The sequence below is a fragment of the Nostoc sp. 'Peltigera membranacea cyanobiont' 213 genome (genome assembly GCF_002245975.1).
Lineage (GTDB): Bacteria > Cyanobacteriota > Cyanobacteriia > Cyanobacteriales > Nostocaceae > Nostoc.
The window spans coordinates 1-21,877 of sequence record NZ_NOLI01000061.1 but is presented as its reverse complement, the minus strand read 5'-3'; the positions used below and the strand labels follow the sequence as shown (position 1 = coordinate 21,877).

The following is a 21,877-nucleotide window of genomic DNA, read 5'->3' as shown; positions in this document are numbered from 1 at the left end:
ATCACTCTGAAAAAAGAAAAATCAAAAGACAGTAATTTGCCAAGAGAAGCAAAATTTCACTGTCGTAATTTCTTTATCAGGCTTTGCACGGTGGATTCTGGTTGCTGACGTGGCACCGGCTTTTGTTGTCCAAAGCCCTCAAACAATTCATCCAGTTTAACCGTGAAACCCAAATATGCTCCACCTGCGGAACGTGTCCCAGAAAAATCTCGGTCATCAACTTTTCCAAACACATATCCAGCCGAAAGGCGCAAATTAGGAGTGAGGTAATAGCCTGTTTCTACCACAAAACCTGTCTCACTGTAGTTAGATTGGCCAATCCAACGAGCCTCACCAACTAAATCCCAGCTATATCCCAAACGATAGGTAGCTCGTAATTGTCCCAGATTAACCGTACTCGTACCAACTAAATCGTTAGCCAAATAAGAAGTACTGTTACGCAAAGCATACTTACCATAGAATTCCCATTGCCAGTTAGGGGCGTAAATAGCTTCTAAGGCAAAGGTATGGTCTTGGGAACCTGTACCACTGCCTAGCAGGATGGTGTCAGGAATAATCGCCGGATTTTGGCGATATTCATAACGTAATAAAGCATTAAATTTATCGCTATTGGGGTCGCGGTAAGCTAAACCCAACTTCAGGTTAGCCGTATCTCCCAATCCTGACAGCTTTTGATTAGAAGAGTTTGCCTGTTGATAGCGTACCAAAGCTGTGAGAGCCGGAGAAATTTTACCTGCGGCACCTGCGGTAATTACTGTATTGCTACCACCAGAAGAAGTGCGATGTTCGTAACGAGCGCTGGCTTGAAACTGGGGATTATCAGAGTATTCTAGCCCAACACTGTAACTATCTCCACCTTCAAATCCGATCGCAGATGCTGATTGACCAAAGGCATAGGGTTGGGCATATTGTTGACCCGCCGCAGTTCGTCCGAAGAAGTTGCCAAATATGTGTTCGTAAGCTAAATTCAGCCGCAATCCCGAAGCAATAGTCCAGCGGTTATTTAAACCTATTGCTCCTTGGGTAGTCAGTTCATTAGCACCACCTAAAATTGAGTAACGACCAGTCAAGGTAGTATCGGTTCCGAGTTTGTGTTCGCCATTGACACTTAAGCTGGTGATGGAATTACCCGAAAATTGACCGCCAGTGTAAAACTGTTGAGCCAGACTGACACTGACACCAGGAATTAATGCCCAATTCAATCCTAAGATGGTACGGTCTGGGTAAACTGTATCTTTTTGGGAAGATAAACTGAGTTCATTTTGAGCTTGGAAAGTCAGGTTCTTAGCGATGGGAACTGTGAAACGCGATCGCAATTGATCGGAATTACTACTTAAGGCGTTGTCAGCGATTCGGTCTTCCCGACGACGATGAATCCAATCTACATCCAAAGTGGCACTACCCAAGCGTTGTTGAATCCCAGCCGAAATCGTCGTCAGAGAATTATCAACTTGGCTTCCAGGTATAGCCTCAGAACGGGGTGCAAACAGTTCTTCAAAGGTGTCTAGGGGTTGGGGAGCAATCCCAAAATTGTCTTCATGGTCATATTGCGCCCTGACATTGGTACTTGAGGTGAGTCTAGCTGTAACCTGCGCCCCATAACGGGTTTGTCCTGGGACAAAGCTAATAGTGGCATTATTGACAAAACCTGTATCAGCAAAGCGATAATAGGCTCGACCTTGAATCCCATTGGCAATTTCTCCCTCAGCTTCCAATCGGTACGCATCACCACTGACTTTTCCCACAACATCAGAATCATTCATGGAATGGGCATATTCTGCGATTAACTTCCCCTTGTCACCCAAAGCGATCAGCGCATCTGCACCGTAGAGTTGAAAATCACGCACCCCATGATTTTCTTGGAGGTAAGTTGCTCCTATCCAACTTTCTTGATTGAGTTTCCGGGAAAGGTTATATTGCAAACGACCGGCAAAGATATTGCTATCAGAGTTTTGGTCGTCGTATTGATAAGTAACAACAATCCGGCGTACCAATACTTGTCCAGTTTGATCGATATCTGTGCGAAGAATCGGTTCGCGGAATAATAAAGTACCGCGATCGTAATCGATTTCGTAGTCTGGGCCTCGGTTAAGCTGTTTGCGTTCTAGTACAGTTCCAGGGCGATTTAGTTCTTCTAACTCGATAAAGACATTTTCACTACCTGCTTGTAATATTCTGCGAGAGAGGAAGTAATAACCACTAGTACCATCGGGAGCAATGGTATCCCGTTGAAATCCCTCTAAGTTGTTGCCATAGAAGCCGGAAATTTGTAAGTTTCCTAAGTTGTAGTTAGCTTTAAAGCCGTGGAGTTGACGGGTGATAGAAGTAAATTGCTGCGATCGCCTTGCAAACTCTTCTGTGTTGTAGTCACCCCACATGGCATAATCAGGATCGGAGCCGGGGATACCATTTGAACGCTCAAAACGCAAAAATACACTGTCAATAGAAGGAGCCACTACATCAACTTTCGAGCTATCGCCGTAGACAGGATAGTTTTGCTCGCTGGATTGGTAAGTTCTAAACAGGCGATTATCGCAGTTGCAATCTTCATTCAGATTACGAGAACTGTTGTATGCACCTGTAAACAACCATTCCCCGATCGCACCAGTGGCAAATATCGCTGAATGGAAATCTAATTGCGTGCCGTTGTCTTTGTCAGGAGGGAGAAAATCACGAAAACTGCCGTAATAATTTGTCCCTCTCGCGCCCAACCGTAAATCTATTACCCCTGTTACCAAACTGGGACGCAGTGAAGTTTCAAATTGCAATTGGGTAAAGGCTTCCAAATCATTTGCGATCGCCCGAATTGTCACAGTTTGCGCTTTTAATTGCGATCGTAAAATCGCAGTAAATTGCCCCCCTTTCGCCTCAACTTGAAATCCGGGTTCATCGGGTTTGAAGTCTTTCCCAACCAACTCCCCAGCAGTAGGGATCAAAGTGACAACAGCATCACGATTAGAGCGATTGCCATTTGCATCAATGAGTTGACCCCTGATTGTGGCTGTAGAACGTCCATCCGCCGGGATGCGGGACTCAACTGTTTCTAAGGTTAATTGCTGTGCCGCTCCTCGGACTGCAACTTGCACTGTTACCGGGGGTTCTGTTCCTCCAACTGCTTGTGCAGAGATGGTGTTATTACCTTCCTTTAAGGAGACACCATACCATGTCTGCGTTACCAAGTTAGTATTGGCCTCAGTTTCCGTCCGTCCTACTAGAGAAGAGTCTACCAAAACGCCATTTACCCGCAATTCCACTTGACTACCAGCAGGGAATTGCAAAATTACTGTGGTAGCTTGTACATCTACAACACTCTCAGCCGTTGGAGTCAGGATTTTGATTGCTCCAGAAATGGAGGGAGGGGGAATTTTCTCTTTGACTTCAGCGATTCCGGCTATTTTGCGTAAGCCTCTGGGTAAAGTAACAGAAGTTGCTGGTTGAAATGGTTGTATTTCCGTTGGAGAACTTTGCAACTGTCCCTCACTGTTTTGGCCTTCGTCCTTTTTATCTTCTCTGGCTAAATCAACAGAAGTTGCTGGTTCAAATGGTTGTATTTCCGTTTCAAAAGGTAGAAACTGCTGCTCGGAACTTCCCAACAGATGAGGAGAATTTGAATCTATGCTTTTTTCAGCAACTTTATTCTGTTCTATACCCTTGTCTGCTTGCGAAGGGAAAAAGAGGTTTTCATTGGCTGGTTCTGCTTTGACTATGGCAGGATACAAAACCAAGCTGAGAGATATTACTGGCATTACCCCCATCATCTTCAGGTTAAATCTAGTTGCACAGTGCAGTCTGGGTTTCATTTCTTGACTGGCTCCTGAAATGTGGGGGTAACTGCGAAGTTCATGCGTACTAAACCACCAGGTTCTAAATGCACCAAGCGAGATTGGCTATTGCGTTCGCGGAATTTTTCGTTGTGAGCTAGGGCGTAACCGGGTACACTGCTGAGGTCTAGTACACCTGTGTGGTATCCAGGTAAGGCATTAGCTAAGGAGAACAAACCATTAGGATCTGTAGTGATGCGGTTTCCGTCCTCCAAAAAAATCACTGCATTGGGGATTCCAGGCTCACCACGCTGTTGTTCGCCATCAAAGTTTTTATCAACAAAGACGCGACCGATAATCGTGCCACAGTCAGAGACGATTCCTGAACGAATTTTCAATTGATGGGTTGCAGGGCCATCCTTGGTGCTAAAACGGTTATCAGCTCGTTGACCATTGACGATCGCACTATTACGACCATTACCGCGCAGAGAATCAGCTGTGAGTTGAGCGGCATAGGCAATATTCAAGACTTTATCAGTGGGAATCGTTACGTCTGTCCTGAAAATCACCGTGTTCCCATTGCTTTCTGAGGTGAGAGTAACTGCTTGACCATCCAACTCTCCCCGCACAGATTTAGGTAAAAATTGGAATCCTAAAGGTAGGCTGTCGGTGATAAATATATTATTCAAACTAGCATCAGCGAGATTTTTTACCGACAGACGGTAGATTACCGTATCTCCAGGTTCAGCAGCAGCGCGATCGCCTGTTTTGATAATCTGCAACTGATTGGCTTGGCACAAATTTGTGGTGAATTCAAAGGCTAATAAATTTAGTCCCACAACCTCTGCATTCGGAACTAAAACAACTGTTTGCTCTACCCTGGTTTCACCTGTGGTACTTATTGGTTGACCATCCAGAGAAGTAGCAACATATCGCACGACCTGATTGCCTTGTGTGCCAGTACTGCCAAGGATTTCAATCTTGATTCGCCGTTGTTTGTAGATAGAATTTGGTGGTGGATTAACTACAAAAATGTAAATTCTACCTGGATCGATTTGACCCTTATTCGGATCGAGTAGGAAATTGTAGACACCCGCAGGGTTATTTGTAACGAAATAAGGGTTACTATTCTCTGTATTTGGCGATTTCCCGCCAGGAACGTTGTTATTAGAAATATCGGGTAACTCTGTTCGAGTCAAAGAAACCAAGCTACCCAATTCTGTGCCCGTTGGGTCGCTAGAGTTAGGTTCGTATACACCAACTGAAAAACCTGTATAGTCAGATAAAATAGTGCCAGCGCAACCTAAAATCCGCCCTAATGGATCGAATAATCGGCTAGGAGTAACATTAAGCTGACTAGAAGTTCCTTGATATTGATAATTAGTAACAGAGTCTGTATAAGTATAAGTAGCTTGATTTATTAACGGCAAAGATGCAGCTAGATTGTTAGTCTGCTGCGCGATCGCTGGTATAGGTGTAATAGTATGCAAAAAACTTCCCAGAAGAACAGTAGCTGTTAACCGTCGCCACCAGCTACTGCAAGAAGTAATTTGCTTTTGGTTTTGAAGACGGCTCACAAAACACATCTCCTCTGAAATGTCAAGCTTGTTGTTAATAAAAGCACTTATTTATTTCTGGAAATCCAGAATTTTTAAATGGTGTAAATCTCGTTTCGGAGCCATAGCACCCAATTAGCGTTCCCAGAAAATCTTCCCCAATCTCCAATCCCCAACCCAATTAGCGCACTTGGGTTTGATAAGTCGCCGATACCGTTGTCTTAGCTGCAAGTAACGGAATCTGCAAACGGATATGGGTGTAAGCAATGGCTGGTGCTGGTTTGGTTTCCACTTTGCCGCCAGGAAGAGTAACTTTCACAGTGGGATTTTCAACAAAGCTGCGCCCACCATCAATGCTGTAAATAACTTTGGCATTATTGGGGACATTTGCAGATTTCAGCACGTAGACCATTCCTTTAGGAATAGGTTGATTAAGAGTTAAATTCTTCACTGAGCGATCGCTCTTATTTTCGCCACTCAAGGTATATCGCAACACATCCCCTGGACGCACTACAGCTTGACCTTTCAAAGGTTCCCATTTCTGGCTTTGCTTACCCTGCCGATCTTGGGCTACCACTTGCTTTTCTACTTCTAAACGCAGTTGTATTTGCCCTTGAGTTTTGATATTCTGAGCAACAGCACTGTCTGAGTGCCATCCATTTGCGATTCCTGGAATTTGACCGATAAATGAAACTGTAGCAATGAGAGCGAACGCTCCTAAACCTGCAAGAGAAACACGCTTCATACAAATAACCTCAAAAAACTTTCAGAATGCTAATTGTCGACTTATCTTTCCCTGCTTTTGCCAAGAAATAGTCACTCTCCTATTTGCTTGCTGTTTGAGGGTTGGGGATTGAGGTAAACTAATTGCAGCGATCGCTCATTCCCCATTCCCAACGAATTAGTTCACCTTGCGTTGGAAGGTAAATGTTCTTTGAATACCCGGTGCGATCGCGCCAGTTACACTATCTACATACTTGGTAATATCTGCGTTTACGGTAGTTCCGGTTTGGTCGATGCCAGAGGTATTAGCTGGATTACCACTGAAAAACTGGATAGTTGCAGTTCCAGAATCCTTAGCTGAACCAACAATGTTGCTAGTATCAATTTGACCGCTGGCATCGTTGTCTAGTGCCCAGTTGTTGGGGCTTTGCGTACCATCTTCAATAATCACAACTTTGTTGGCATTCAAAATCACGTTACCGGTTCCAGATTGAGGATCGGAAATATTTGTGTACTGAATTTGATACTCAATAATATTTCCCGGTGCAGGCTTTTTCGGATCGATACTGAATGTACCGTCATTCCCCTGAACTACAGGCCCAGTTCCTTGTAAGACTCGTGACTTTTTCAGCAGTTTCAAGAAACCAGTGTAAACGCGATCGATAGTAATGTTGGATGAATCAAAGTTATTATCGTTCCCACTATCCTTGATTCCATCACCGTTGGTATCCGTTGTGTAGTTGTCAATAGAAGCAGTGATGGGTACTGGGAAGCCTCTGTTAATATCAGTAGATAACTGCGTGCCTGGAGGTAAATCAACTTCCACACCGTAGTTGATACTTGCACCAGGAGCAACATTGGGGATTGTAATTGCTGTACCAGTTATGCTGAAAACTCCATTATTGTAGGTATAGACAGCAGACTGACTATTATAGGTAATAGTTACCTTTGTATTATTCGGTAAATCTCCCGAAATTGTTGGTTTCGTTGGCTCTATCTTCAATACACCTGCATCAGTACCACTATTCTTAATTGTGTTTGTGAAACCAACTGATTGAGGATCGAGTGTACTACCAGGTGCTGTACCAGCAGGAACGAGAGAAGATTTGTTCGTGAAGTCATCGTCGGTTCCACCCGATGGCCCAGTGGCATCCGGGGCATTCAGCGGCCCGTTGAGTAATGCTGAAGCAACAGGTGCTTGCACTGTGAAGACGTTCGCCTCACCACCAGTACCAGTACCACTGTTGTTATTACCCGTGTCAGTTCCAGTTTCTGGAGATGTTGGAGTATTAATATAGCCATCATCAACACTAGCAGGTGGTAAAGCATCGGGAATACCATCATTATTGGTATCAGTACCCGCAGGAGGTGTCATACTGCCTGGGGAACCGTCGTAGTTACTGGGATTTTGGTCGCCTGATTCGTCGTACACTGGAAAATTGTTGGTAGGTGTTTGACCAAATAATTGAGCGATATTAGCGACGGTTAAGGGTGAAGTTGCAGTTGATTTAACAGCTAGCTGAATTGAGAAGCCATTTACCGTTGTACCAGGAGCAATGGAAGTAATAGTCGCTGGATTATTGATAAAACCAACGCGAGTAACTGAGGCCAGAGAGGCTGGTGCTGTCGTAGTCCAACTAGCTGTATTAGCATTAGTTGTAACTGGGCTAGTAGTATAAACAGTTTGCCAACCAGGAGGTGCAGTTGGTGCTACTGCCAAATTTGTACCCGCAGGAATCGCATCGGAAACTAAAATATAGTTGCCAGCAGCACCATTCACATTGATGCTTGTACCTGTCAAAGCTGCTGGCGTAATTCCCTGCCCTGTGGGATCGTTAGACTCAACGCGCAAACTCAAATCATAAGTCAGCTTGTCATCTGTAATCGCAGTTGTTCCAGCATTGTTATAGCCACTGCGAACCTTAAGAATGGTAGCTAAAGCATAAGTCTTCAGCGTTAAACCAACCTTAATTTGCTCGGTGGCGCTAGCTTCTCGCGTACCATTAACTGGTGCCCCAGTTACCTCACCAGTAACACTACCATCGAGATTATCTACGGTGAACACGTCACCACCATCAGGACTCCGCAGTTGGTTTTGAGCATCACCAGGGGTATTACCAAGGGTAACGGTGATTATGTCGTTGGTTTGAGCGCCATTCTGGACAGTAACCGGTACACGCACCAATACAGTACCACCAACTGGAACCGAGGGTGTGTCTACGCCGCCTTGCGGGATGTTTGTCCATGTTTGACCGCCGTCGGTGCTATATTGTAGGCTATTAGCTGTACCACCATTTGGTAGTGTGCCAGAAACTGTACCCGGCCCAGTTGTTGTCGCTTGGTTAGGAATGTGGAATTTGGTCGGGTCGTTACCTACGTTAGTCAGATTGTAGGTGTAGATTAGTAGGTCGCCAACCTGAACTGTTGTATTAGTAGGGCTAGTGGTGGCATCTGTTACACCAGATGCTGTAACGGTAATACCAGCAACCTCTGCTACAGTGACAACTACAGTATTAGAAGTGGCATTAATTGTTGTCCCGGGACTGTTAGGATCTTCGTAGGTCGCTGTCGCGGTGTTACTGATAGATGTACCCGCAGTAGTTCCGTCAGCTAATACAGGTGCAACAAATTGGAAAAAGCTACCAGTTAATAATGCTGTTGCTACTAGAGATTGGTAAAGCTGACGCTGCTTGGTGATAGATTTATTTCGATATACCATAAAAGTTGTTTATTTCTTTGCTTTTAATCTTGGGTTTTGAGACAGTAAAAAGTTCGACAATTCTTTAAAGAATTACCGACTACATCTCCCCGAAACCTTAATTTTTCGGGGAGCGTATATTTTGACCTGTTAAATTATTGACACTCCTTAAAGACTACATTGCAGCAATAAGCAGAAATAATTTGCCTACTTGTTTTCCGCTTAATGTTTGAGGCTCAAGGCTAATAATCGCAAATATGTGTAATTTGTTACTATGTTTTTTTCTGTAATCTAAATGTAAATAGCAATGTAGCTTTTACAGCAAAAAAAATCTTCCGTATAAATAAGTAACTTCTCTGGCGCTGCATCAGTGCAATCGAAGCTGAAAAATTAACTTCATTTTGGCAACACACATAGCAATTTTTGGGTTTCGATCGAGGTGTTAAAAATACTGAAACTTATATCTGAAAATACTTTTGAGTCTTTGCTGCCATATATGCATACAACCCTGTGGAGTCATTTAGATAAAAAAATAGAAGGTTAACTAACCGATCTAAATCGCTTAAATGGGATAGTTCTTTATTTGGATGCAAATTAATCATAATAAAATGCAATTTACTCATACAATCAGTCAGTGTTAAGACTGAGTAATTAATGCTATTGTCATGTTTTGCAACACTAAACTCGTAAGTGTAAATACTAAACAAAGGGATTGCTTGTATCAAAGGTTTACAAGGATCATTCATTTAAATACCAAATATACCCGACAATTTTTATCGGGTATGTTTGACTGGTATTTTTGCTCGTGTTACTATCAGGCGACAGCCGACAGACAAACAGGGAAAGCTAGTTTATGACTCAGGCAATCAAAACCCAAAACCTAACCCAAACCAGCACTGCCTACTTTCAAGCCTTAAAGTGTAAGGAATGTGGTGCAGAATATGAACTCAAAGCCAGTAATGTTTGTGAGTCATGTTTTGGCCCGTTAGAAGTAAAGTATGACTACAACGCCCTGCGTCTGACCGTCACTCGTGAAACAATTCAAGCTGGGCCCAATTCAATTTGGCGCTACCGTCCCTTTTTGCCTGTCGCAACTGACAATGTTATAGATGTGGGAACGGGGATGACTCCCTTAGTTCGTTCCCACCGTCTTGCCCGTCGCCTGGGTCTAAATAAACTTTATATAAAAAATGATGCCGTTAATATGCCCACCTTAAGCTTTAAGGATCGGGTAGTGTCAGTCGCTCTATCAAGGGCGCGAGAATTGGGTTTCACTACTGTTTCTTGCGCTAGCACTGGTAACTTGGCAAATTCTACAGCTGCGATCGCAGCTCATGCCGGTTTAGATTGCTGTGTGTTCATCCCCGCAGATTTAGAAGCCGGTAAAATTATCGGTAGCCTGATCTACAGTCCCACGCTGATGGCTGTCAAAGGCAACTACGATCAAGTCAATCGTCTTTGTTCGGAAGTTGCTAATACACATGGCTGGGGTTTTGTCAATATTAACCTGCGTCCTTACTACTCTGAAGGTTCCAAGACGCTAGGTTTTGAAGTTGCGGAACAACTAGGCTGGGAATTACCCGATCATGTGGTTGCTCCTTTAGCTTCGGGTTCGCTATTTACCAAAATTTATAAAGGGTTCCAAGAATTTATCGAAGTTGGTTTAGTAGAAAACAAGAGCGTCCGTTTCAGTGGCGCTCAAGCTGAGGGTTGTTCGCCCATCGCTCAAGCCTTCAAAGAAGGACGCGACTTTATTAAGCCAGTGAAACCGAATACAATTGCGAAATCCCTAGCGATCGGTAATCCCGCAGACGGCATTTATGCTGTAGAGTTAGCCCAGAAAACTGGTGGTAATATTGAATCAGTCAATGATGCAGAAATTATTGATGGCATCAAGTTGCTGGCAGAAACCGAAGGCATCTTCACAGAAACGGCTGGTGGTACAACCGTAGCCGTGCTGAAAAAACTGGTAGAAGCTGGCAAAATCGATCCAGATGAAACTACCGTGATTTACATCACCGGCAATGGTTTGAAAACCCAAGAAGCAATCCAAGGCTATGTTGGAGAACCCTTGACTATTGATGCTAAACTTGATAGTTTTGAACGCGCTCTAGAGCGATCGCGGACTCTGGATCGCTTGGAATGGCAACAAGTCCTCGTTTAGTTATGAGTTGTGAGTTATGAGTTTTTTATTCATAACTCCTAACTCTTAATTGTATTCCTCACTTTTCACTCCTCATTTTGTACTTCTATGGCTGTAACAGTTTTAGTTCCTACGACTCTTCAAAATTTGACTCATAATCAAGCTAGTCTAGAATCCAACGGTAGCACCATTGCTGAATTGTTGGAATCCTTAGAACAAAGCTTTCCTGGTATTAAATCCAGATTATGCGATGAAGAAGGCAAGCTACGTCGGTTTGTAAATTTTTACGTCGATAGCGAAGATATTCGCTATTTAGATGGTATTAACACAGCCTTGAAAGATGGCGATGAAGTAAGTATTGTTCCTGCTGTTGCTGGTGGTTAATAGAGAGAACAGTAAATAAAATAGAAACCTGACTAGACAAACCTGTGATAGATTACCTTATTCCCAGTCTTAGACTGGGAATGGCTATTATAAGAGGGCTGCTGCTTCCCTTAATCGCGGTAGCATTTCGCAAGGAAGATTGGCGTTGCTGAATCATGGGATGATTTCGCCCAATTTGTAACGAATTTTCAATGGTTTCAACCAGAAACTCATGCCGCATTTATGCAATGCCGGAAAATTTAGTGTAGATACTTGAATGAGCTAACTATGCAGCAATTATTTGAGCAAGTCTTTGTTGCCAAGACTCATTGTTATCAATAGTTAAGATAATCCGATTATAAGATTCATCTCGCAATTGAATAGTTAAATAATTTGTCTCTCGATTCACATACCAAAACTCTTTACCTCGGTTAGTGTAATAAGTTCCAGCCTTAACCACTCCAGGAATAAAGCTACCAGGGGCACGCAATTCTCGCCAATTGCTTTGGGGTTCGGCTGTTGTAACTTGTTCAATATGGGCTAGTGATATTTGCCAAAGTTTATTCAAGCGAACAGCTAGTAGTTGCTCTTTAAAGGTAAATTCTATCTGCAATTTTTCATCAACTATACTTAGGTTCATGATGAACTTCGCCGTCAGTAATTTTTTATATCTAGAGAAATCATAAGTATATCCAACTGAATAGTGCGATGTCTACAATAGGCTATTCGGAGTCGCAGCTTTTTTATATCCCGAATTGGCACGCCCTATGTGACATTGATTAATAATATAAAAGCATGTTTTTGTTAGGGTTCATCATTATAAGTAGGCAGGCATAATTAAATATAAGATATCATTGCGGAGCAATCGCAACGCTTCGCAATGACGGAACATATTATATTTATTCACGCCCATCTACTTACCCTTTAAGCAGCTATTAATTTGTACTGAGAGTAAAATTTATAGCTTATAAAAATATCCAATTACAGAGAAATTAATATTCGTGTTTTATTGGTGAGCATTTGGCAATTTGGCAGATTGTGATTAAAGGATTTTGATATATTGCAGAAATTACCAAGATGTTTTTACTTATTATACAGAAGACGGGCTAACCCCCGTCTTTTTTATTGCTGATTTTTTGGCATCACATTAGAATTAACATGTGATGTATTAGCTGAAATACAAATAATATCAGATAGTGCGTTAGGAACTTCGTTCTAACACAGCCTACAATACCTAATTTTGTTCAAAAATCAAATAGGAGTCCTATATTATTTGTTAGCCTTACATATTAAGTTTTATTTGTGATAATTTTTTGCAGAGTCCAAGGTGCATTGCCACTTTCAAGCTATTTGGACGGGATAAATCATCCCGTCTTTTATTTTGCTTGCTGGAAAAATCACCTTACAGCTAGTTTTCTTTTTTAGGTATTAGATTATACTCGAAAATTAGGCCATCAGGTTTGAGGATATTTGCACACATCCTATAGGAAGATGCCCTATGAATATAATAATGAGTAAATTAATTCGGGATGTTGTTATGCACTGGATTTATAGAGAGGTTTGGTTCACCGCCAAACCTTTTTTTATATCTCCATAACTTACGTAAAAATCACCAAAAAGCTTAATTTATCGACTGGTCATCCTACTTTAAAAATGCTGTCAGTTTTATGATGTTTATCTACAAACAAAATTAAAAACTAAAAGTACTCCGCAGAATGCCAATAGTAACTGAGTCATTATCTGGTGTGTTACCAGGTTGCAATAGATGAATTATTCCTGGTGTAATGCTGATGTTATCTGTTACCTGGAAACGATAAAATGCCTCTATTTGAGTGGTTGTCCCTGGTTGTCCACCTGCACGTCCTAAGCCGGTATTAATAAAATCAGGGACATTATTCCCTACAGGTAGGTCGCTACTGGTGATTTTAGGAGGTTGACCGACATAAATTCCGCCTAAATTTCCTTTCTTCAATAAATCAGGGAAATTCAGAAACACCATATAATTCGTCGTCTCCACATTTCCTGATTGCCCAGGAATATAAGATTTAGTATAACCACCCCATGCACCTGCACTCAGATGAGGAGAAACTTGCCAAGTTATAGTCGCACCTACGGCGTTGGTTTGTAATGGCGCTGATTTCCCGGTAGTTGTATTAACCGCAGTTAAGCATTCATCACCAACAAAAGTTAATAAACAACCATCTGAAGAGTAATTGTTAACGTAATACAAACTTAAATCGAGAGTATCAGTTGGTGTCAACAGCAATTGCACTCCTGTAGTTCTAGTTCCATCAAATAAACCGCTACCTTTACCGGGGTTTCCTGGTTGATAAGCAGTATAAATTGCCTGCAAACTAGCGCGTTTAGAAAATTGCCAATCAATAGCTATACCGCCGTGACCGTATCCCATATTTAAAATTGGGTTTCTTTGGGCAAAATAAGATAATGGCCCTGTTGCTGCACTTTCTACTCGATTTGGGCCTCGGAAAGCAGCAGGCATACTTACACCTTCTGTTCCCACCATCACTGCTAATTTATCTGTCACTAGCCAATGAAAATTAAGGTCACTTACAATCAAGCTATCTGTAGGAAATTCGTAGCCAAGTAAAACATCATTCCGAGAAACACTATTGGTAAATCTTGGCGCACTAGTACCTCTACCAGCTAAAAGACCTGTAAACAAGTAACTACTAGGAGTAATTTGACTAGTTAAATATAGTTGTGCTAAGGAGATAACATCAGTGTTTGTTCCTGCATCATTTGTATCTTTTTGTCCATCTCTAGGATTAACATCACCACGATTGTTAGTGCGTCCTTGAATGCCGACTATTAGTAGTCCACTGAGTTTGGTTGTTGTTGAGAATTGGTTAGCTTCAATTTCGCCAGTTCTGGCTTCTAAACTATCGACACGACCCCGCAAAGTTGCTAATTCTGGGGCAAATTCTGACTGCAATTTTTGTAATATTGCTAAATCTTCGCGGGTGACTAAATCGCTGGTGGCTGTAGTGATTAATTCGTTGACTCTATCTAAACAAGCATTTATCCCGGCGGCAAATTCATAGCGAGTTAAGGCGCGATTACCGCGATAGCTACTATCTGGATAGCCAGCTATACAACCATAGCGTTCCACCAAAGACTGTAATGCTTGGAATGCCCAATCGTTGGGTTGTACGTCCTTGAGTTGAGAAACCGATGTAACTTGCGCCATCGGATTTATGGGGGAGAGGGGAGGAGAATTTAAATCTGTACTCTCACTCTCGTGCGCTTGAGTAGTTACTGTGTCTGTGTACTCCTGTGCTAGTACTTTTTGTGCAACGCCATTTACTCCCGCAATTAGTAAGCATGCGAGCATCCAGGTTTTGCGATAACTGCGGCTAATAAGTCTACCTTTCAACTTTTTACACTCTTCACATACTCAAGTGAAGAGTGTATTCGCTGTTGTCTAACATTCACATGGGAAAATTTACGTATTTTGTCGAAAATGAGACTTAAATCTTTCTGGGCAACTTCTGAAAGGACGAGTATAACAGGGTATTGGGGACTGGCTCTCTAGGTACTGGGGACTGGGGATTGGTGACTGGGGACTAGGAAAAGTTTTCTCAATCCCTAATCCCCTAATTCCCAATTTTTAATCCCCAACCCCTAATTCCCAATCTCCAATCCTCAATCTATGGCAAATCGTCCACGCAAGCCGATACCAAAAACCTCAAAACAAAATAAACCTCATGCAGGTGTGATAAAACGCGTCGTTAAAAAACCCCAGAAAAAGCTAAAACGGGGAAGTTGGTTGTCGTCAACATTAGCGATCGCAATTCTGTTGAGTAGTGCTAGTCTAGTTATGGCTTTTGCCTGGATTAGTGTTCTCTTCATCTTCAATCCAGACCAGGTAAGCTGGCTAAATAAAATTTTACCTGCATGGGCCCAAATCTCTCTTGGCAAGCACGAACGCCCCAAAACCCTCAAACAAATTCAACTCGATTTGAGTCAAAAAAACCAAATATTTGGGGAAAATCTACCTTTACGTCAGGATGCAAAAGACTCTTTTTTACTACCAGTTTGGCAGCAGCGGGCTAATTGTCAATCTGATTGTAAAAAGCTTGTGGAACTCAGGGTTTACGAGCGCTCAAAAGAGTTAGAGTTTAAATCTCAGTCAGAAAATTACTACTACCTAACGACTCAATTATCTGTAACTGGGCCAGAAGAATCCTTTGTAATTTCTCCCTCACTTGATGGAACATTAGAACTGCAAGATATCAGCGTTCCCTTACCTTTAACTGAAGTGCAACGGTTTGACGGTGGGACACCATCACCAGGGGTTTGGTTTAATTTGCGGGGTAAACGCCAACAAGGAACTGGTGCGATCGCTTACGGTCACATTGTATATTACAATCCAGAACGCACCAATTTAATACAAATGTTGTCTTGGACAAGTCCCAACGGACAATTACCCAAATGGCAACAGGTAACTGGTGATGCGACAAAAGAGTTAGTTGTTGATGAAACAATAGGTTTAGAACCGCATTTACAGGTTTACGAAGTCAAGCCTGTGAAGTTATTACTCAAACCAATTGAATTGGAGGCGATTAGCCTCAAATCACCAGCCCTCAAGGATTCTGCATACCAAAACGCCCTAGCAATTGCCCGTACTGGACTGTGGACACCAGCCTTTGAATGGTTGAAATTCATCAAGAAACAGCACAAAGGAGTTTTTCCACAGGCGGCGCAAGCGCAAATGGATTTGATTCGTTTGCATTCCCAACTTACTAAAATCCAAGCCCAGAAAAAATGGGCAAGTCCTAGTCAAGAAGTACTAGCAAACTTGATTGATGGTCGCTGGGAGAAAGCTTTAGAGGTGTTTGAAGCGTCACCACATAATGTCCAAGAAATTGCTACTCTACTGAAAGCGGATAAGAACCGGTTATGGAATCGAACTGCTCAGGCGTTGCGGGTGAACCCAAATAGACTAGAGGTGCAAGCTTGGTTCGTGCTGATTTTAGCTGTTCAGCAGGGAGAAGAACATGCTAATTCTTGGTTAAAAGCGCAACCAAAAATTACAAAAGATAATCTTGCCTATATTCAGGGTCTGTTAGCAAGACTCAATGGTGAGGATGCAAAATCACAAATATCCTCTACTCACCCTAGTGAAATTGTCGGTACAGTGCAACCAATTACTCAAGTTACTAGCACCGAGTGGCTGCAACCCAATTCTCCAGCAGACTTGAAACTCACGGATAACCAAGTTTGGTATCAGGTAGAGGTAAGTGCATTCAATGACGGTAAAAGCTGGCTAAATTCACCCTTTGCGAATTTGAAGCCACCCAAAACTGATACCGCCAAATTTTTCTGGAAAACTTTGGGAATCACTTCTGACCCGGAAATCCAGATTATAGTCTGGTTGCCAAATGGAGAACAAAAAATTACTATCGCGGCTATAAAAGCGGTACAACTACAGGGTAAAGTTTTGCGCCTATTAGCTATGGGGCCAAAAATTCCAGAGAATCAAAACGATGTTATTCAACCCAAACCTTTAGCCTTAACAAATGCAGCACTAGAATGGATACAACCATCTCCCATCACCCTACAAGAACTGTATCAACAAAATCCCCAAGGGGTGAAGGTAATATTATCGAGTCTGTGGAAATCTTTACAGCAATCTGGTGAAGTTCCGGCTGGTGCTATTCCTAGCTTTGAGCAGATGCAGCAAAAGTTGGGTGATTGGCCCGTTCAAGTGATTGATTTAACAAATAACGCTCAACCAGAAATCATACTGACTATCTCAGCAGCAGCAATCGCATCTTTGAATCAGTCTCCACCAGAAATTCAGGGGGGAAATACAGAGCAACACCGTGACCGGACTATAATTTTGTCCGATCGCAATCAAGTCATTTACACTGATTTTACAGGAAATGATTTACAAAGACTCTCTGCGATCGCCAGGCTTTCAGACGTGCAATCCTTAGCTTTGCTAGTAGAAAATGCTCAGAACTACAGTTTGAGGCGCTGGTCAGAGAAAAATCAGCGCTTTGAATAGCACGCCCCTTACTCAAATTTAAATTAAAGAGGCACTGGCGTAGGCGTAGCCCGTCGTAGACATCGCTATTTCCAAAACTGACTTATTCTTTTTGGCTAGTCTCTGTGTCGGCTAAACGTTGGTGCTTCAAGTTTTCCAACTGCTGCAAGAGAGAGTCTACTTCTGCTTGTAAATGCATAAATTTAGCTTGCTGATCGTCCTGATAATAAGACTTGGTTAGCTTACTGACCCAGTTAGCTTGGGATTCGCGATCGGAAACACTAGATAAACAAGTAGGCATCATTAATTAAATCCACAATTTAATTCACACCATTAGAAATAATATAATAATGCTCTTTTAAGCTTTATTAAAATATTGTGTATTTTCAATCAAATACTCTAATAGGTTTTCGGTTCAATCATAAGAGACGGTGAACAGAATGGTTGTGTTCCAAATAAAACACTACCCCGTTGTACTTACATTTTTGTAACAGTCAAAGTGTCACGCTTACCGAAAGCCCTCCCAGAACTACGAAGCCCAAGCAAGATTAAATGGGCAGGTACTTGCCCAAGGCTACTGCCAAGGAGAGACAGCGCATTGCGTATTTAACTGGTATTCTAAATAAAAATGGCAAGTGAAACACCTGCACCACAAAAAATAATATTCTTAAGTAATATTCTTTTGCAATTAAGGGGCTGGGACAGGGCAAAGAAAAATCCACTTTCTTCCTCTTCCCCATGCGATGCTTCCATTTGCCACTCTCTCTAAATATCCAATCCTTACATTAAGAAATTTTAAATCCCGTGACTTTGAGCCTATCTGTTGCTAAATCTCATCGCCAACCCTGGCCTGGACTGATAGAAGCCTATCGCCAATACTTGCCTGTGAGCGAACAAACACCGGTGGTAACTCTGCTGGAGGGAAACACACCTCTAATACCAGTGCCAGCGATCGCAGAACTTATTGGCAGACAAGTACGGGTTTTTGTAAAATATGATGGTCTAAACCCTACCGGCAGCTTCAAAGACCGGGGGATGACTATGGCAATTTCCAAGGCCAAGGAAGCAGGGGCAAAAGCAGTAATTTGTGCCAGCACGGGTAATACCTCAGCCGCCGCCGCCGCCTATGCCAGACGTGGGGGAATGAATGCCTTTGTATTAATTCCCGATGGTTATGTGGCACTAGGCAAGTTAGCCCAGGCATTACTATATGGTGCAGAAGTATTGGCAATTAAAGGAAATTTTGACCAAGCGCTAGAAATTGTCCGCGAGATGGCCGAAAGCTATCCGGTAACATTGGTAAATTCGGTCAATCCCTACCGCCTAGAAGGGCAGAAAACAGGAGCATTTGAAATTGTCGATGCCTTGGGTGATGCCCCAGACTGGTTGTGCATCCCCGTTGGGAATGCAGGAAACATCACAGCATATTGGATGGGCTTTTGTCAATACCATCAAGATGGAAAGTGCGATCGCTTGCCTCGAATGATGGGATTCCAAGCCGCAGGTGCAGCCCCATTAGTACACGGTCAGCCCGTAGCGCATCCCGAAACCCTCGCGACAGCAATTCGCATTGGCAACCCCGCTAGCTGGGAATTAGCGATCGCAGCCCAAACCGCAAGTAAAGGAAATTTCCACGCCGTTACCGATGCAGAAATTCTCGACGCTTATCGACTTTTGGCAGCATCAGAAGGCATCTTCTGCGAACCCGCTAGCGCCGCTTCTGTAGCCGGGTTGTTGCAGGTAAAAGACCAAGTTCCGACAGGGGCGACAGTGGTTTGTGTCCTCACAGGCAATGGTCTAAAAGACCCAGATACAGCTATTAAACACAATCACAGTCAATTTAAACAGGGGATTGCAGCCGAATTGGGCGCAGTCGCCGAGGCAATGGGATTTTAAGCAGCGTAATATCTATAACTTGCCTTTTCAAAAGAACTGATAAAATCTCTTGTTTTTTCTCTGCGTTCTCCGCGCCTCTGCGGTGTAAAAAAAATTATTTAGCCACTCCAGACGCAGAGTAAACAAAACAAAGAGCGCAAAGAAGAATTTGGGAATTTTGAATTTTGAATTTTGAATTCGGAGCGAAGCGACGTGACTCATTCTACTGATATTGCTACCTTAGCCCGGTGGATGGCAGCTGATTTTAGTAATCAAGAACAAGCTTTTGAAAATCCGCCTTTTTATGCCCACATTCGCGTGTGTATCCGTCCCATTCCCTTGGAATTGTTCTCAGGGGTAAGTTTGTTTCTCGAACAAGCTTATGATTTTATGCTCAATCAACCCTACCGGATGCGGGTAATGAAGTTGATTCCGGCAGAAAACCACATTATTATTGAACACTACACCCTTAAAGAAGAACAAAAATTTTACGGCGCATCTCGTGAACCTGAACGTTTAAAAGATTTATCCGTTGACCAATTGGAAAAAATGTCAGGTTGCAACATGGTTGTAGAGTGGACAGGTAATAGCTTTAAAGGCAGGGTTGAACCCGGTAAAGGCTGCATTGTGGTTCGTGACGGCAAAAATACTTATCTAGATAATGAATTTGAGATTGACGGTAAAGAATTTTTCAGCCTCGACCGGGGAAGGGATTTAGACACTGATGAGCGTCTGTGGGGTTCCATCGCCGGGCCATTTCACTTTGTCCGATGGGCGAATTTTGCTGATGAAGTCAAGCTAATTAATGCGCTGGATGCTCAGAGTTAGCCGCTTGTGGGTAGATGTTGGTGAATGTCCATTTCACGACATCCCCGCTTACAACTATTAATTTATTTATTAAATGCTTGACAGATTTTAGTAACAAATTTTACTGTTTTAGCTAAGTGTTGAAGTCCATCGACACCACTCCTCAGAACCTTGAAAAGTTTAAAACTTACCCTATCTTTCCATAACCACTTCCCCTAACGGGGATGAAAACGAGACAGAAACCCGACCCTATACCCCACAAAAAATAATCTATTAACTGAAAGCCTTAGCTAATAAGTCTTTTGGCTATTGAGTACATTATTAATACATATTAATAGATGCGGGATTTAGGATGAGATACTAATATATGAAGTATTTATTTAAAGTTAATTAAAGAGCCGAAAGCCATTAATAAATCATCATTTCAATAATGGTAAATTCTACCGAGAACTCTTTGACTTTAAAATTTTATTACCCTGACTTCCTAGCTCTGGCTATTTATACAGCAGTTTGTCATTCAGTAAGGTACAAAACTAATTCGTAATTAAGAGGATGAATGAACAAGTCATCTTGTCGGTATCCAAAGTTTTAGATCCCCCTAAATCCACGTCACATGCTCCACTTGGGGAGACCCCAAGACCGCAGTGGCTCCCCTTAAAAAGGGGGACTTTGATTCCGATTCCCCCCTTTTTAAGGGGGTTAGGGGGGATCTAAGAGTACGAAAAATAACACTGATGGAACTACAAATTGTGTTAGCGAGTCTGCAAGCGTCACGATCAATTAAAAATTACTTTGATGACTGACTCCTGAATTCTGCTCTTCTATTTACACTGAGAGACGGGGACAAAAATCAGATTATGAACAAAACCTTTGCAACCATTGATGGGAATGAAGCTGTCGCCCGTGTTGCTTACAAATTAAATGAAGCGATCGCCATTTATCCTATCACCCCCTCTTCAGCAATGGGTGAATGGGCAGATGCTTGGTCAGCCGAAGGTCGTCCTAACCTCTGGGGTACTATTCCCAGCGTTGTGCAGATGCAAAGCGAAGGGGGAGCCGCAGCTGCCGTGCATGGGGCATTGCAAACAGGTTCCCTGAGTACCACCTTCACGGCATCTCAGGGATTATTGTTGATGATTCCCAATTTCTACAAAATTGCTGGTGAATTGAGTAGCTTCGTGGTTCACGTTGCAGCCCGTTCTTTGGCTACCCACGCTTTATCAATTTTTGGCGATCATAGCGATGTGATGGCGGCTCGGGCTACTGGTTTTGCCCTGCTGTGTTCGGCTTCGGTGCAAGAAAGTCAAGATTTTGCTCTCATCGCCCATGCTGCTACTTTAGAGACGCGAGTCTCATTTATGCACTTCTTTGATGGCTTCCGCACTTCACATGAAATCCAGAAAGTCAAACTGCTTTCAGATGGAGATTTGCGATCGCTAATCCACGATCATCTCATACTCGCCCACCGCAGCCGCGCCCTCACCCCAGATCGCCCCGTATTGCGTGGTACTGCTCAAAACCCCGATGTCTACTTCCAAGGACGGGAAGGCGCGAACCTTTACTACAGCGCTTGTCCAGAAATTGTCCAGCGCATCATGGATGAGTTTGGAGAACGCACGGGAAGGCATTATAAAATCTATGAATATTACGGTGCTAAAGATGCGGATCGCCTTATCGTTCTTATGGGTTCAGGCTGTGAAACCGTCCATGAAACCATAGATTATCTTAACGCCCGTGGTGAAAAACTTGGTGTATTGAAAGTGCGACTTTATCGCCCCTTTGATGTCCAAAAGTTTGTTGCAGCCTTACCAACTAGTGTAAAAGCGATCGCAGTTCTCGACCGCACCAAAGAAGCAGGTAGCGCTGGGGAGCCTTTGTATTTGGATGTTGTGGCTGCTATTCATGAAGCGTGGGAAGATAAGAGAGCAGGGGGAGCAGGGG

At 42.9% G+C, this 21,877-nt stretch carries 13 protein-coding genes and 1 pseudogene; 6 read left to right on the top strand and 8 right to left on the bottom strand.

What is annotated here, in order from left to right:
- Window positions 1-56: 56 nt before the first annotated feature.
- The 4 genes from CDG77_RS17740 to CDG77_RS17725 all read right to left on the bottom strand — a co-directional run bounded on the left by CDG77_RS17740 (window position 57) and on the right by CDG77_RS17725 (window position 8,759).
- On the bottom strand, window positions 57-3,800 hold the full coding sequence (locus CDG77_RS17740) for a hypothetical protein (RefSeq protein WP_094330666.1): 3,744 nt from the start codon (window positions 3,798-3,800) through the stop codon (window positions 57-59).
- Window positions 3,797-5,347 carry a DUF11 domain-containing protein gene (locus tag CDG77_RS17735; protein ID WP_094330665.1) on the bottom strand — a complete coding sequence of 517 codons (1,551 nt, stop codon included), beginning with the start codon at window positions 5,345-5,347 and terminating at the stop codon, window positions 3,797-3,799. The genes CDG77_RS17740 and CDG77_RS17735 overlap by 4 nt, the downstream gene beginning before the upstream one ends.
- A gap of 151 nt (window positions 5,348-5,498) precedes the next feature.
- Window positions 5,499-6,062, bottom strand: a complete 564-nt coding sequence (locus CDG77_RS17730) for a DUF11 domain-containing protein (RefSeq protein ID WP_094330664.1) — start codon at window positions 6,060-6,062, stop codon at window positions 5,499-5,501.
- Between the two features lie 156 nt (window positions 6,063-6,218).
- Complete coding sequence (locus tag CDG77_RS17725; RefSeq protein WP_094330663.1) at window positions 6,219-8,759, bottom strand: beta strand repeat-containing protein; 2,541 nt, start codon at window positions 8,757-8,759, stop codon at window positions 6,219-6,221.
- 832 nt (window positions 8,760-9,591) lie between these two features.
- Between CDG77_RS17725 and thrC (CDG77_RS17715) the strand changes: the two genes are divergently transcribed.
- Both thrC (CDG77_RS17715) and CDG77_RS17710 read left to right on the top strand, forming a co-directional pair.
- On the top strand, window positions 9,592-10,902 hold the full coding sequence (thrC, locus tag CDG77_RS17715; protein WP_094330661.1) for a threonine synthase: 1,311 nt from the start codon (window positions 9,592-9,594) through the stop codon (window positions 10,900-10,902).
- 87 nt (window positions 10,903-10,989) lie between these two features.
- Window positions 10,990-11,265, top strand: a complete 276-nt coding sequence (locus CDG77_RS17710; protein ID WP_094330660.1) for a MoaD/ThiS family protein — start codon at window positions 10,990-10,992, stop codon at window positions 11,263-11,265.
- A gap of 265 nt (window positions 11,266-11,530) precedes the next feature.
- On the opposite strand, the gene CDG77_RS17705 is transcribed toward CDG77_RS17710, so the two are convergent.
- Window positions 11,531-11,884 carry a hypothetical protein gene (locus CDG77_RS17705; RefSeq protein ID WP_094330659.1) on the bottom strand — a complete coding sequence of 118 codons (354 nt, stop codon included), beginning with the start codon at window positions 11,882-11,884 and terminating at the stop codon, window positions 11,531-11,533.
- 1,050 nt (window positions 11,885-12,934) lie between these two features.
- Complete coding sequence (locus CDG77_RS17700) at window positions 12,935-14,596, bottom strand: iron uptake porin (RefSeq protein ID WP_094330658.1); 1,662 nt, start codon at window positions 14,594-14,596, stop codon at window positions 12,935-12,937.
- Between the two features lie 318 nt (window positions 14,597-14,914).
- On the opposite strand from CDG77_RS17700, the gene CDG77_RS17695 reads away from it, so the two are divergent.
- On the top strand, window positions 14,915-17,275 hold the full coding sequence (locus CDG77_RS17695) for a hypothetical protein (protein ID WP_190233995.1): 2,361 nt from the start codon (window positions 14,915-14,917) through the stop codon (window positions 17,273-17,275).
- A gap of 82 nt (window positions 17,276-17,357) precedes the next feature.
- Here the strand turns inward: CDG77_RS17695 and CDG77_RS17690 are convergent, their stop codons facing one another.
- Window positions 17,358-17,555, bottom strand: a complete 198-nt coding sequence (locus CDG77_RS17690; protein WP_094330682.1) for a hypothetical protein — start codon at window positions 17,553-17,555, stop codon at window positions 17,358-17,360.
- Window positions 17,556-17,872: 317 nt separating this feature from the next.
- Window positions 17,873-18,007, bottom strand: coding sequence for a hypothetical protein (locus tag CDG77_RS38570; RefSeq protein ID WP_258169580.1), 135 nt, complete (start codon window positions 18,005-18,007; stop codon window positions 17,873-17,875).
- Between the two features lie 51 nt (window positions 18,008-18,058).
- Here CDG77_RS38570 and thrC (CDG77_RS17685) point away from each other — a divergent pair, with 51 nt between their 5' ends.
- The 3 genes and pseudogenes from thrC (CDG77_RS17685) to CDG77_RS17675 form a co-directional block, all read left to right on the top strand.
- On the top strand, window positions 18,059-19,150 hold the full coding sequence (gene thrC / locus CDG77_RS17685; RefSeq protein WP_094330656.1) for a threonine synthase: 1,092 nt from the start codon (window positions 18,059-18,061) through the stop codon (window positions 19,148-19,150).
- A gap of 192 nt (window positions 19,151-19,342) precedes the next feature.
- Complete coding sequence (locus tag CDG77_RS17680) at window positions 19,343-19,957, top strand: chromophore lyase CpcT/CpeT (RefSeq protein ID WP_094330655.1); 615 nt, start codon at window positions 19,343-19,345, stop codon at window positions 19,955-19,957.
- 836 nt (window positions 19,958-20,793) lie between these two features.
- Window positions 20,794-21,877: pseudogene (locus CDG77_RS17675) on the top strand (pyruvate:ferredoxin (flavodoxin) oxidoreductase); the annotation flags it as partial.

What these genes read in the sequence shown, in the direction of transcription:
- CDG77_RS17740 (WP_094330666.1), bottom strand. Translation starts at nt 3,800, where the DNA reads ATGAAACCCAGACTGCACTGTGCAACTAGATTTAACCTGAAGATGATG.
- CDG77_RS17735 (WP_094330665.1), bottom strand. Translation starts at nt 5,347, where the DNA reads ATGTGTTTTGTGAGCCGTCTTCAAAACCAAAAGCAAATTACTTCTTGC.
- CDG77_RS17730 (WP_094330664.1), bottom strand. Translation starts at nt 6,062, where the DNA reads ATGAAGCGTGTTTCTCTTGCAGGTTTAGGAGCGTTCGCTCTCATTGCT.
- CDG77_RS17725 (WP_094330663.1), bottom strand. Translation starts at nt 8,759, where the DNA reads ATGGTATATCGAAATAAATCTATCACCAAGCAGCGTCAGCTTTACCAA.
- thrC (WP_094330661.1), top strand. Translation starts at nt 9,592, where the DNA reads ATGACTCAGGCAATCAAAACCCAAAACCTAACCCAAACCAGCACTGCC.
- CDG77_RS17710 (WP_094330660.1), top strand. Translation starts at nt 10,990, where the DNA reads ATGGCTGTAACAGTTTTAGTTCCTACGACTCTTCAAAATTTGACTCAT.
- CDG77_RS17705 (WP_094330659.1), bottom strand. Translation starts at nt 11,884, where the DNA reads ATGAACCTAAGTATAGTTGATGAAAAATTGCAGATAGAATTTACCTTT.
- CDG77_RS17700 (WP_094330658.1), bottom strand. Translation starts at nt 14,596, where the DNA reads ATGCTCGCATGCTTACTAATTGCGGGAGTAAATGGCGTTGCACAAAAA.
- CDG77_RS17695 (WP_190233995.1), top strand. Translation starts at nt 14,915, where the DNA reads ATGGCAAATCGTCCACGCAAGCCGATACCAAAAACCTCAAAACAAAAT.
- CDG77_RS17690 (WP_094330682.1), bottom strand. Translation starts at nt 17,555, where the DNA reads ATGCCTACTTGTTTATCTAGTGTTTCCGATCGCGAATCCCAAGCTAAC.
- CDG77_RS38570 (WP_258169580.1), bottom strand. Translation starts at nt 18,007, where the DNA reads ATGGAAGCATCGCATGGGGAAGAGGAAGAAAGTGGATTTTTCTTTGCC.